11 protein-coding genes are annotated in these 13,513 nt (G+C 39.9%); 6 read left to right on the top strand and 5 right to left on the bottom strand.

Annotated elements, in window-relative coordinates; genetic code table 11:
• Positions 1 to 6 precede the first annotated feature (6 nt).
• From AC2S94_RS03290 to AC2S94_RS03265, 6 genes are all read left to right on the top strand, one after another.
• Entirely contained in the window at positions 7 to 891 is an 885-nt protein-coding gene (locus tag AC2S94_RS03290) for a hypothetical protein (RefSeq protein WP_484630085.1), read from the top strand.
• A 64-nt stretch (positions 892 to 955) separates the two neighbouring features.
• A complete protein-coding gene (locus tag AC2S94_RS03285) occupies positions 956 to 2,503 on the top strand; it encodes a glycine--tRNA ligase (RefSeq protein WP_484630084.1) in 1,548 nt (515 codons plus the stop codon).
• Positions 2,504 to 2,615: 112 nt separating this feature from the next.
• A complete protein-coding gene (locus tag AC2S94_RS03280) occupies positions 2,616 to 5,597 on the top strand; it encodes a GEVED domain-containing protein (RefSeq protein ID WP_484630083.1) in 2,982 nt (993 codons plus the stop codon).
• Positions 5,598 to 5,673: 76 nt separating this feature from the next.
• Complete coding sequence (locus AC2S94_RS03275; protein ID WP_484630082.1) at positions 5,674 to 6,435, top strand: exodeoxyribonuclease III; 762 nt, start codon at positions 5,674 to 5,676, stop codon at positions 6,433 to 6,435.
• 4 nt (positions 6,436 to 6,439) lie between these two features.
• Positions 6,440 to 7,402, top strand: coding sequence for an OmpA family protein (locus AC2S94_RS03270; protein ID WP_484630081.1), 963 nt, complete (start codon positions 6,440 to 6,442; stop codon positions 7,400 to 7,402).
• 6 nt (positions 7,403 to 7,408) lie between these two features.
• Positions 7,409 to 8,443, top strand: coding sequence for an aldo/keto reductase (locus AC2S94_RS03265; RefSeq protein ID WP_484630080.1), 1,035 nt, complete (start codon positions 7,409 to 7,411; stop codon positions 8,441 to 8,443).
• Here AC2S94_RS03265 and AC2S94_RS03260 read toward each other — a convergent pair.
• From AC2S94_RS03260 to panD, 5 genes are read right to left on the bottom strand one after another with little or no spacing between them, the layout of a single operon-like run.
• Positions 8,440 to 9,576 carry a peptidoglycan DD-metalloendopeptidase family protein gene (locus tag AC2S94_RS03260; protein WP_484630079.1) on the bottom strand — a complete coding sequence of 379 codons (1,137 nt, stop codon included), beginning with the start codon at positions 9,574 to 9,576 and terminating at the stop codon, positions 8,440 to 8,442. The two genes, AC2S94_RS03265 and AC2S94_RS03260, sit on opposite strands and share 4 nt — an antisense overlap.
• Positions 9,577 to 9,621: 45 nt before the next feature.
• Positions 9,622 to 10,986 carry a DNA repair protein RadA gene (gene radA, locus AC2S94_RS03255; protein WP_484630078.1) on the bottom strand — a complete coding sequence of 455 codons (1,365 nt, stop codon included), beginning with the start codon at positions 10,984 to 10,986 and terminating at the stop codon, positions 9,622 to 9,624.
• Positions 10,987 to 11,005: 19 nt separating this feature from the next.
• Entirely contained in the window at positions 11,006 to 12,154 is a 1,149-nt protein-coding gene (locus tag AC2S94_RS03250; RefSeq protein WP_484630077.1) for an alpha/beta hydrolase, read from the bottom strand.
• 35 nt (positions 12,155 to 12,189) lie between these two features.
• Complete coding sequence (locus AC2S94_RS03245) at positions 12,190 to 13,155, bottom strand: lysylphosphatidylglycerol synthase transmembrane domain-containing protein (RefSeq protein WP_484630076.1); 966 nt, start codon at positions 13,153 to 13,155, stop codon at positions 12,190 to 12,192.
• A 5-nt stretch (positions 13,156 to 13,160) separates the two neighbouring features.
• Complete coding sequence (gene panD, locus AC2S94_RS03240; protein ID WP_484630075.1) at positions 13,161 to 13,511, bottom strand: aspartate 1-decarboxylase; 351 nt, start codon at positions 13,509 to 13,511, stop codon at positions 13,161 to 13,163.
• Positions 13,512 to 13,513 lie beyond the last annotated feature (2 nt).

Here is a 13,513-nt window from a genome sequence, read left to right as displayed (position 1 = left end):
ATATTTATGATGACAGAAAAAAAGAATAATACCGCATTAAAGATTTTGACCGGTATTCTGGCAGTAGCCCTGGTTGCGCTTAGCATTTATACCATAAAATTCTACAATGAGGAAAAAGAAAATAAAGAGATCCTGCAGAAGGAAAAATCTGTGATCGAAGATGAACTTAATGAGCTTATCGTAAAGTATGACGAAGCCATTGAGGAAAACGAGGTTATGGATCAGGACCTGGTAAATGCAAGAGATCGAATTTCAAGATTATTAGATTCAGTTAAGGATAATGAGGCAAATCTGGTTCTTATTTCAAGATATAGAAGAGAAATTGGGAATCTTAAGGCCGAAAAAGATCGTCTTTTTAGGGTGGTTGACAGTTTGAGTGCTCAAAATCAGCAGCTAACAACCTCGCTGGATAGTACTAACGTTGCTTTGGAACAGCGAACAAAATTATCTGATTCTTTAAAAACTACGAATCAGAGTCTTTCCACGAAAGTAGATAAAGCTTCCAGGTTGAAAATCACCAGTCTTTCTGGAGAAGGGGTGATAGTTAGGAATAGCGGTAAACTGGTGGAGAATGATAATAATCGTCGGGTAGACCAGATTAGAACCTGTTTCACTATTACTTCTAATGATCTTGCTGAAGCCGGAGAAAAGAACATGTATGTACAGGTTTACAACCCGGAAAACGAACTGGTAGGTGATGAGCTGGTTGTTCAGCATGAAGGTGGAACCATGGTTTATAGCGCCTCTTCAAAAGTTTTCTACGAAAATGATGAACTTGATGTTTGTATCCTGGCTAATACTATTGAAGACAGATTGCTGGAAGGTAACTATAAAGTATATGTATATAATGACGCGGTACTTCTGGGAACAGGAAGTTTCACGCTGAACTAATCTAAATTTATAATTTACAGACCGTCCTGGAGATTATTCAGGGCGGTTTTTTTATTTTTGCGCCATGGCAAAACAAGAAGATCTTTTTAAGAACGTAATATCCCATGCCAAGGAGTATGGATATATTTTCGCATCTAGTGAAATCTATGACGGTTTAAGTGCTGTTTACGATTATGGACAGAATGGTGCCGAACTGAAGAAAAATATCAAGGAGTATTGGTGGCGAAGCATGACGCAGCTGCATGAGAACATTGTTGGTATTGATGCGGCAATCCTGATGCATCCAACAACCTGGAAGGCTTCAGGTCACGTAGATGCTTTCAACGATCCGCTTATTGACAATAAAGATTCTAAAAAGCGTTACAGAGCAGATGTTCTTGTAGAAGATCATGCTGAGAAATTGCTTCAGAAAGCTGAAAAAGAGATTGCGAAAGCCAAAAAACGTTTCGGGGACGATTTTGATGAAAAAATGTACCGTGAAACCAATCCAAGGGTCAAGAGATATCTTGATGACAGGAAAGAAATGCTGGAGCGTTTAGCCAGATCCTTAACTAATGAAGACCTTGCCGATGTAAAGGCGCTTATTGAAGAACTGGAAATCGCTGATCCTGAAACCGGATCCAAGAACTGGACAGAAGTTAGACAGTTTAACCTGATGTTCGGAACTAAACTGGGAGCTTCAGCCGATTCTGCCACCCAACTTTATCTTCGTCCCGAAACTGCACAGGGAATATTTGTAAACTTTCTGAATGTTCAGAAAACCGGAAGAATGAAGATTCCTTTCGGAATTGCCCAGATTGGTAAAGCTTTCAGAAATGAGATCGTGGCGAGACAGTTCATATTCAGAATGCGTGAATTTGAACAGATGGAAATGCAATTTTTTGTGCGTCCGGGTGAAGAATTGGAATGGTACGAGAAATGGAAAGATAATAGATTGAACTGGCACAGGTCGCTTGGACTTGGAGAAGAGAACTACAGATTCCACGACCATGAAAAACTTGCGCATTACGCAAATGCCGCAGCCGATATTGAGTTTAATTTCCCATTCGGATTTAAAGAACTCGAAGGAATTCATTCCAGAACAGATTTTGACCTTAAAGCACACGAAGAGCATTCGGGTAAAAAACTGAGATTTTACGATCCTGAATTGAAAGAGAATTATGTGCCTTATGTAATCGAAACTTCAATAGGTTTGGACAGAATGTTCCTATCCGTATTATCTGCCTCTTTAAAAGAAGAAGACCTTGGAGATGGAAATACGAGGACGGTATTAAAGCTTCCTGCGGTTCTTGCGCCAACTAAGGCTGCAATACTTCCGCTGGTTAAAAAAGACGGACTTCCGGAACTCGCTAAAAAAATCTTTGATGATCTTAAATGGGATTTCAAAGTGCAGTATGACGAAAAAGATGCGATTGGTAGAAGATATCGTCGCCAGGATGCTGCGGGAACTCCAATGTGTATCACCGTAGATCACGATTCACTCGAAGATAATTCGGTAACCGTTAGATTCCGTGATAGTATGAATCAAGAACGAGTGCCAATTGAAGAGCTGGATACGCTTATTAGAAAAGAAACTGACTTTAAAACCTGGATGAAAGGTTTTTCAGAATAAGAAATAAACTCAGGAATTATTAAAAAGGCAATTGATTTATTAATTGCCTTTTTTATTTTAATTAAATCGATATTGTCTATTTTTAGGCAAATATTTCAGTAAGACCATTTTAATGATGAAAAAAACACTTCTACTTTTTTCCTTTTGCTTCATTTTTCATCTAAATTCTTTCGGACAAACCGGTGAAAAATCCGGTCCGGCCTTTATTGATTCGGCCAGCGTAATGAAAACCGGTCCGCTATCTAAAGCAACACTTAAGCGATCCAACGAGAAAGCTAAATTATATAATCCAAGAAATCGCGGTATTAATAAGGTTGTTCCCGGAAAAGGACTTCCAAAAACCATAGATCCCGCGCTGCAGAAGAAAATGGGAGATATTCAGGTGAAATCACCGATCCTGACTTTTGATGGAGCCGTGACCAGATCAACACCTAGTGATCCCACCGGGGCAGTAGGGAGAAATCATTATGTGAATGCCTATAATTCTGAATTTGCTATTTGGGATAAGGAGGGAAATGTGGTTTTGCCACCAGCCTCTTTAGAAAGTATAGGAGGTGCATTTAGCGGGGAAAATGATGGTGACCCTATAGTTTTTTACGACGAAGCTGCAGATAGATTTGTTTTAATGCAGTTTAGTGCTGAAAGAGGATCTTCAACTCCTCCGGCTTTGTTGTTTGCGGTTTCGCAAGGATCAGACCCCGTGAATAGCGGTTGGTACACCTATCGGTTCGATCTTGAATCTTTACCAGATTATCCAAAGATCTCCCTGTGGAACGATGGTTATTATATTACTACAAATAAAGATGCTCTGGAACCCCAGGGAAAAGAGATCGTTTACGTGCTCGAAAGAGACAGAATGCTACAGGGATCTAATAATGTTAGGATTCTAGGGTTTCCGCTTCCGGGAATCCAGAATAATGGTTTTTACAGTCCGGCTGGTTTTAGTGTGATGGGAGGCGATCTTCCGCCACCGGGAAACGCTCCGATCATTTATTTACAGGATGATGAATGGGCTGGAGTAAATCAGGATCATTTAAAATTATGGCTTATCAATGTGAACTGGACCAATCTTGGTTCCTCAACAATTGAAGAAAGCCAGGAAATTACCAATGGGGTTTCTCCGTTTACCGCAACCTTTGATGGAGGCGGATTTCAGAATCTTCCACAGCCAGGAGATACTCCAGAGATAGATGCCTTGCAGGGCGCGATGATGTATATGACCCAATACCGAAGATTTGGCACTCATAACTCTGTAGTGATGAATTTCGTGGTAGATGTGGAGCCAAGCGCGGCCAAACATGCGGGAATTAGATGGTATGAATTGAGGCAGCCTGCAGATGGCGCTCCGTGGACGGTATACCAGGAAGGAACATATGCTCCAGACAATAGCGACCGCTTTAGCGGAAGTATTGGTATCGATCTTCGAGGGAATATCGCGATGGGTTATACTGTGGTAAACGATAATCCCGCTAATCCTGTATTTCCTTCCATTAGATATACTGGAAGATTTGTAAATGATGAATTAGGATTGATGACCATTCAGGAAGAATCAATTGTGGAGGGAGAAAGCCCACAACCTAGGCCTGAGGGTAGATATGGCGATTATGCGCATTTGAGTATCGATCCGTTAGATGATCTAACTTTCTGGCATAATGCCGAATATTTCGTAGGTGTGGAAAGAGTAAATAAAGTTGGAGTTTTCAGAATTGCGGCAGATGAGCCAAATGATATTGGAGTTGTTTCGCTGGTTGGTCCGGAAAATGCAACTTTAACAGCTTCTGAAGTGATCACTATTCGGATCAGAAACTACGGAACAAACGCGCAATCTAATTTTGAAATTAGCTATAGCATTAATGGAGGAGCTGAAGTAACAGAAGTTTTTGAAGCAACTCTGCCTGCCGAAAGTTCTGTTGAATATACCTTTGAGCAGCCCGCCGATCTTTCTGAAATTGGAGAAACTTATACGATCACAATTTCTACCAATCTTGAAAATGATTCCAATAACAATAATGATACGTACGAAACTGAAGTGAAAAACCTGCCTCCGAATGATGTGGGAATTACTTCAATAGATTCACCTTCAACCGGTGAAAATCTTACAACTACAGAAGAGGTAACGGTTACGGTTTCCAACCTTGGAGGAGAACCACAGCAGGATATTCCATTAAGTTACCAGATTGGAAATAATTCTCCGGTATTTGAAACTTTTACGGGAACTCTGGATGTAGGGGAAGATGCGGTTTATACCTTCAATCAAACCGCTAATTTATCTTTTTCGGGAAGTTATGGGATCACGGCAAGAACGATTTTAGAAGATGATTTTGATCCGACCAACGATTCTGAAACGATCTCAGTTTCTAACCTGGATTGCATTCCTGAAGGTTCAGATTGTTCACAGGGTGACGGGATCTTTTATTTCGAGCTTGGCGATATCCAGAATGAGAGAATTCCCTGTACCACGGGATATATAGATTTCAGTGTAAATTCTACAGATCTGGACAGGTCGCAGGAAAATTTCACGGTAACCGTAGAAACTGGTTTTGCCGAAGGTCAGCGGGAAAAATTCTCGATGTGGATAGATTTTAATGACAATGCCGTTTTTGAGGATGATGAGCGTCTGATAACTTCAGAAGTTATTCCTCAGGTAAATCAGCCATTTTCTTACGATTTCTCCATTCCTAGAGATACAGATCTAGGGCAGCATTTATTAAGAATTAGAGCCGGAGACACCGATTTTTCAGGAGATCTCAACGATCCCTGTTCAGTATTGGCCTATGGAACAACGCATGATTATTCAGTGAATATTACTGATAGTACGCTGGATATCGAAGATTTTATACTGAATGAAGCTGCACTGGTAGTTCTTTCAGAAGGAGATGGTCAATATCGTGCGGTTTTGGAAACCAATTTTGATGAACCCCTGAGAATTACCGTTCATAATGTTCTTGGTCAGAAATTAATTGAAAATCAGGTAAGGAATAATGGAGATGCTTATATCTACGATATGGATATGTCTTATGCAGCCAGAGGTGTTTACCTGGTTAGATTCGGAACGAGAAAAGTGGGAAAAGTTACCCGTTTCATTGTAAAATAATATTTATAAACCCAAAAGTTAATCTGGCCTTGTATTTATTCCAGATAGCCTTATTTTTGGGGAAAACTCAAACTTCATGACGATTATTTCCTATAACGTGAACGGTATTCGTGCCGCGATACGCAAAGGTTTATTAGAATGGCTACAACAGTCTAACCCGGATATAGTTTGTATCCAGGAGATAAAAGCACAACCCGAACAATTAGATCTTTCAGAATTTGAAAAAGCTGGATATCCTTACCATTACTGGCATCCTGCCACAAAAAAAGGATATAGTGGAGTAGCTATTCTTAGTAAAGTTGAGCCAAAGAAAGTGGTTTACGGAACCGGAATAGAATATATGGATTTTGAAGGTCGTTGTATACGGGCAGATTTTGAAGATTTTTCAGTAATGAGCCTTTATTTACCTTCAGGCACCAATATTAACAGGTTGGAACACAAATTTAAGTTCATGGATGATTTCCAGAGGTATATTGATAATTTGAAATTGGAGATCCCGAACCTGATAATATCCGGAGATTATAATATCTGCCATGAAGCCATAGATATTCACGATCCGGTAAGGTTGAAAACTGTTTCAGGATTTCTTCCGGAAGAAAGAGCATGGATCGATGGTTTTATGAAGAATGGTTTTATAGATTCTTTCAGACACTTTAATGATGAACCAGATAATTATTCCTGGTGGAGTTACCGGGCGAATGCGAGAAATAATAACAAAGGCTGGCGTATAGATTATAATCTAGTGTCAGAACCCCTGAAAAGTCGTTTAAAAAGAGCGGTAATCCTTCCGGAAGCATACCATAGTGATCATTGTCCCGTTCTTGTAGAATTAGAATAATATTATGAAAATTAGACTTACCTCTGTTTTAGCATTACTGTTAGTAATGAGCTCTTGTGTTTCTTCAAAGAAATACGGCGAATTGGAAAGCAGAAATGCTGAACTGCAAAGACAAAATCGAAATGTGAATGACGAACTGGAAAACCTGAGATCTTCCAGTGATAAAATGAATAAAGAGCTTACTGGTTTAAAGGCAGACTATGAAAATCTCTCTACGGAGCGTAATAATCTGATGGAAAAGCTAACAGCTCTTCAGAAGAATTACGAAAGCCTGGAAGGTTCTTACGACGCGTTGGAGCAGAATAGTTCTGCTGCCATTGCTGAAAATTCAAGACAGAATAGGGAATTGCTGGCTCAATTAGATGAAAAAGAAGCAGCACTTATTCAGGAAAAGAATAGATTGGAAAAACTGGAAAAGGACCTTGCCCTTCGTTCACAGAGAATAAATGAGCTGGAAAGTGTTATCGCGGCTAAAGATGCTAAAATGAATGCCCTTAAAAACGCAGTTTCCAATGCGCTTACCAATTTTGAAGGTAAAGGTTTGACCGTAGAGCAAAGAGATGGAAAAGTTTATGTTTCCATGGAAAATAAACTACTTTTTGAATCTGGAAGCTGGGCGGTAAATTCTGAAGGTAGAAAAGCTGTGAAACAACTAGGATCAGTATTGGCTCAAAACCAGGATATCGCAGTTTTGATTGAAGGTCATACAGATAATGTGCCTTATGGAGGCAGCGGACAGCTAAAAGATAACTGGGATCTTTCTACCAAAAGAGCCACCGCAATTGTTCAGATATTAAGAGAAAATTCCAACATAGATCCTCAAAGTCTTACTGCCGCCGGAAGGGGTGAATATGCTCCAGTGGCAAGTAATGATAGTGAATCTGGGAAGGCGAAAAACCGTAGAATTGAAGTGATCCTTACTCCAAAACTAGATGAGATCACCAGAGTTTTAAACGAAATAGATTAGAAGTTCATGAAGTACACCACACTTCCCAATACCGATATTAAAGTAAGTAAGATCTGCCTGGGATCAATGACCTGGGGACAGCAAAATACGGAAGCTGAAGGTCACGCACAGATAAATTACGCTCTGGAACAGGGAGTTAATTTTATTGATACTGCCGAGATGTATTCCATCCCTGCAAAACCGGAAACACAGGGAAGCACCGAAAAAGTAATTGGTAGCTGGATAAAAAATACCGGAAGGAGAGAAGATGTGGTAATCGCCTCGAAAATTGCCGGCCCCGGAGATATGGTCTCGCATATTAGAGAAAACCTTGGTTTTCACAGGGCGGCTATGGAAGATGCAATAGATAAAAGTTTAAAAAGACTTCAAACCGATTATATAGACCTTTATCAATTACATTGGCCTGAAAGAAGTACTAATTTCTTCGGAAAAAGAGGTTATCATCATGACATAGAGGAGGCCTGGGAAGATAATTTTAAAGAGATCCTGGAGAATCTGAAGCATTTTATTGATAAAGGTAAGATCAGGCATATCGGGCTTTCCAATGAAACACCTTTCGGATTAATGCGTTTTCTGGAAGAGAGTAGGAAAGACCTTCCTAGAGTGGTCACTGTCCAAAACCCTTACAATCTTCTGAACAGAAAAGATGAAATTGGGTTAACCGAGATCTATCATCGTGAAAATGTTGGCTTATTTCCTTATTCTCCGTTGGGCATGGGAACTTTAAGCGGAAAACATCTTGATGGAATAAAAGAAAATACAAGATTGAGCCTTTTTCCGCAGTATAAAAGGTATTCAAACGAGCAGGCTGTAAAAGCTACGAGGAAATACAAAAAACTGGCTGATAAACATGGACTGAGCCTTACCCATCTGGCTTTGGCATTTGTGAATCAGCAGCCTTTTGTGACCAGTAATATTATTGGTGCTACGAGTCTCGAACAACTAAAGGAGAATATAAGCAGTATTGATATTATTCTTCCCGATGAAATTATGGACGAGATCAACGAAATTCACAATTCCATACCAAATCCTGCTCCTTAATTCAGGATTTCTACCAGGCTTTCGTGAATGAACATAGACCTGTCCAGGCTGTCCCTTACATGGAACCAATCGTCTGTTTTGCCCTGAACCATGAGTAATTCTCCAAAAGTTCCTTTTTTAATAATGGATGAATTATTTGCCGCAGGTTTATTTCTGAAATTGGCGGTATTTGTTGCCACTTTTAGCCTGGAAGAAATTTCTTTATCGGTAGAAGCTTCCCTTGCTGGTTCTTCTGTTTGATAAACAAACCCAATAGGATCGATAGCGCCTTCGTTTCTTCTATAAATACCAAAATGAAGATGCGGCGGTGTGGTTCTCGCGTTTCCGGTATTACCAACAAATCCCAGGGTGTCTCCAGCTTCAACTGTTCTAAGATCTGGCACGATACTATCTAAATGGGCATAATACAAAGATTGTTTTCGTTTGCCGTCTCTTAACCAAACCTGTTTCCCGCCGAGACCTTTTTCGCCAGTAAAACCAATTCTTCCTGAAGTAGGTGCGATCACGGGAGTTCCTTTATCGGCAAAAATATCGATTCCCTGGTGGTTTCTTTTGCCCCCGTCACGCATATCGCCCCAATAACTGCCAATATCAGCGTTGTTTCCATTTAAGACCGGAAAAAGATAGGTTGGTGATTTTTTGATACGGATCTGAAATTCGGTATTGGCTTCAATTTCAGGTTGAATAACGATTTTATAAAGGCCTTTTTCCTTTATCTCAAACCTTAATTTTTTAGTCTTTGTTTCGCCAGATTTCATTTTTTCAAATGTTCCGGTTTCAGGAATACTCTTTTTATATAATTCTGAAAATATTAAAGTGGAAGAGCTATCGGTTTCAATTTCGGCTTCAACGACCTCACCCGGGATGAGGTAAGTTGAATAAGAGTAAATAGCGAAATTACGAGGCTTTAATTCTCCTGTTTCCAGGTAAGGAAGTTCGATCTCCAGGCTGTCTTGCAAAGCTGTGGCAACCCGTCCTTCCCAGATCTCAAATATTTCATCAGAAATATTCCTATCTTTTTTGTATTGCTCTTTTTCTGAAAGTCCGGAGATCAGTTTTTCTGCTTTTTCCAATTGTGAACAGGAAAAAAGACTGAATATAAAAAGTAAAGAAAGGAATTTTGTCAATCGCATATTTCACTCAAATTGAGTCAAATATAATCAGTAATTATGCCATTTCTAACCAAAAAGATGGCTAACTACATCTTCTATTTTGGCGACCTTGATAATCCTGATCTGGAAATCTCCTTTTGGAATTTTACTTTGTTTTGAAACCATGATGGAGGCAAAGCCTAGTTTTTCAGCTTCAATGATTCTTTGTTCTATTCTGGTAACCGGTCTTATTTCCCCGGCAAGGCCAACCTCTGCAGCAAAGCAAGTATCTTTTTCCAGAGCAATATCTTCATTGGAAGATAAAATGGCAGCGATAACAGCGAGATCAATGGCTGGATCATCCACGCTGATTCCACCGGTGACGTTTAAAAAAACATCTTTTGCACCGAGTCTGAATCCTGCTCTTTTTTCCAGAACGGCAAGCAGCATATTCAGTCTTTTGGCATTGTATCCAGTGGTAGAACGCTGCGGAGTTCCGTAAACCGCGGTACTAACCAGTGCCTGAATTTCTATCATTAAAGGTCTCATCCCTTCAAGGGTAGAAGCGATCGCTGTTCCGCTGAGGTCCTGATCATTTTTAGAAATCAGGATTTCAGAAGGATTTATCACCTCACGAAGTCCGCTGCCCTGCATTTCATAAATTCCGAGTTCATGCGTAGAACCAAACCTGTTTTTATGTGATCTTAAAATCCGGTATACGTGATTTCGGTCTCCTTCAAATTGCAATACGGTGTCTACCATATGCTCCAGAACTTTAGGGCCAGCGATACTCCCTTCTTTGGTGATGTGTCCTATCAGGATCACAGGCGTATTGCTTTCTTTGGCGAATTTAATAAGCTCTGCCGTGCATTCTCTGATTTGGGAGATACTTCCCGGAGAACTTTCAATATAATCGCTGTGGAGCGTTTGTATGGAGTCAATAATTACAACTTCAGGTTCAACTTCTTCCACCTGCCTAAAAATACTCTGGGTTTTGGTTTCGGTTAGAATAAAGCAATTTGCCGGATTCGGGTTGATTCGTTCAGCACGCATCTTGATCTGCTGCTGGCTTTCTTCTCCAGAGACGTATAGGACCTTATATTTTAATCCGAGTGAAATTTGTAAAAGCAGTGTGCTTTTTCCAATTCCGGGTTCACCGCCTAATAAAGTTAGTGAGCCGGGAACAAGACCTCCTCCAAGAACACGATCTAACTCGTTATTTCCGGTATTCATTCTGTTTTGCGGAGTGCTCTCTATATCGGTAATAAGAAGTGGCCTGGAAGCTTTTTTTGCCTCCTTTTTCGCAGAAGTTTTCCAGTCTTTTGGGTCTGGTTTCTGAACAACTTCTTCCACGATCGTATTCCAATCACCGCAGGAATTACATTTCCCCTGCCATTTAGAATACTGTGCGCCACATTTCTGACAATAATAAGCGGTCTTGACTTTCGCCATTTAATCGATCTATTTTATGCTAATAACCGAAATCTTTTTTAATCGCATCGGCTTTTTCAAGCATAAAATCTGTGTCGATAAAGGCAATTTTTTCCTGTCCGTAGGCATTCTGATAAATTCTCATCGCCTTTTTCGGGTTGCCGGTTTCCTCCTCATAACGGGCCTCGAAGAAGGTTCCTAGCATGGTGCCTGGATAGTGGTCAAAAGCCATTTTGTAAAGTGCCTTGTATTCTTCCCAATTTTTGGTCTTTTCAATCGCATTATACACGGCCATAAAATCGTTTATACTGATCTTTCTTTTCAAACCATATAATTCTTCAATCGAAGTGTATTTCTCAGCTAAATACTGAGAAGGTGAGATTGAAGTCTGTAACAGGATTTCATTATAATCCTTTGTAGAAATTGGTCTGTAGATCTCAAAAATGCTGGATATCGCTGAAGGGATCGCTTTTCCGACTAAAGAATAATGGGTTTCATTATCAAAATCCTGAAATTTATAGGTGACCATTTTATTGTCGATATTCTTCAGCTGGTTGTCGAAGCTTAAAATATTCTTTTTAAGGCTTGGGATATCATCGCTTCCGGTGGCCATGTAGAACCACTTTTTACTTTCAGTAGTGGTTAATGCATCCGTGACACGTTTGGCCATTTCCGGTGCCAGGTCCGGACTTAGGTTGATATAACCCTGGAAAATTGGAGACTGCTTCAGTAGATAATAATTGATAAAATTAGATGTGAAATCATGACCTACGATAATACGGAAATTTGCGGTTCGGTATTTCTGGTCTAACTGTGCAAGCAATTCCATTCCGATGAATTCGAAGAATTTTGCTCCTTTGTCAACCGGAAGGAAATTGTTATCAGCATACGCTGTATCATCTGTTCTGATACCATCCTGGTTCACTCCAACCACTATCATCTCCGGAATATCTTCCCAATAAGAATAATAATCTACCATTCCTGCAACGGGCTCGAATAAATAATCTCCATCCAGCACCACCACAACCGGATAGCGCTTTTCTTTATTTTCTTCGTAATTCCTTGGTAATTGGATCTTTATCTGCCTGGTCTCACCCAATTTCTGGGAGGAGAGACTCTCGTATTTTATCTGCGAATTGCTCACTATCGGCAATGAAATTGCCAATAGCAGTAGTAATAATTTTTTCATAGGTGTAGTATTGATTCGGGCCTACAATATAATTATTATTTCCGAGGGTTTAAAAGAGGCAGTAAAATAAAGGATAAACCTCCAAATAGCAGGACTACAAAGGTTTGCGTGGCCCAAGATATCCATCCGAAGGCTTCAGCAGCATGATCCTGAATGCCGAAAAACATCAAGACACCTCCTACAGCAAGAGGATAAACGCCTATCCCTCCGTTAGTTGCGGAAACAGCAAACGATCCCACCACGAATGCCGCCATAATGATTCCTAATGGTGCATTGGCAGTTTCAGGAATACTTAACTTGATGACAAAGAACATGATAAGGTACATGCTCCAGATAAAAATGGTGTGAAAGATGAACGCCCATTTTTGTTGCATTCTGAGGATACTTTTCATCCCATCTAAAAGGCCTTTCGCTAATTTTTTAATCTTCTGAAAAGGCAGCCATTTAGAACGTTTTACGATATTGAGACCGAGAATAATTATTCCAACGAGCCCCAGCAAAATAAGAAATGTGTTCAGCGGTTTGATATTCTGGTCATTGAGGTAGGCAAGGAGGTCGTCTGTTTGAAGTATGAGGGCAAGCCCTATTATGAACATTAAAATAAGCAGATCTGCAACTCTTTCGGATATAATAGTCCCAAATCCTTTTTCGAATGGCACATCTTCATAAGTTGAAAGGGTCACGGCTCTTAGTACTTCACCGGAACGTGGAATTCCGAAATTTGCCAGGTAAGCTACCATCACCGCCATAAATCTATTTGACTGTGAAGTTTTGTAGCCCATTGGTTCCAGCATAAATTTCCATCGGTAAGCCCTGGAAAAATGAGAAACAGTACCTAAGAGAAATGAAATAAAGATCCAGAACTTATTGGCATCTAAAATGCTTTGCCAAAGGTCTTCTCTTTCCTGCGGAGTAGAACTTTTTAAAGAATACCAGATCAAAAAAATCCCCAAAAATAAGGGGATGCTGATTTTTAATATTTTGATGAGTTTTTTCTTCAAAAATCCTATTTCAATAAATTGGTTTCTTCATCTGGAAATACGAGAGAAGGCTTGAAATTCTTCGCTTCTTCCTGATCCATGATTCCGTAAGCAATAATAATAAGAATATCTCCTTTAGCGACTTTTCTTGCTGCGGCACCATTCAAAGTGATCTCTCCGGAATTTCTAGGGCCAGGAATAACGTAAGTTTCTAGGCGCTCACCGTTATTATTATTTACGATCTGAACTTTTTCTCCCTCAATAATATTGGCCGCCTCCATTAGATCTTCATCTATAGTTACGCTTCCAATGTAATTAAGATCGGCTCCTGTAACTTTAACTCTGTGGATTTTTGATTTAACTACGTGAATTTGCATTT

It is taken from the genome of Christiangramia pacifica, from assembly GCF_057221535.1.
This window is presented reverse-complemented; position numbering and strand designations above follow the sequence as displayed.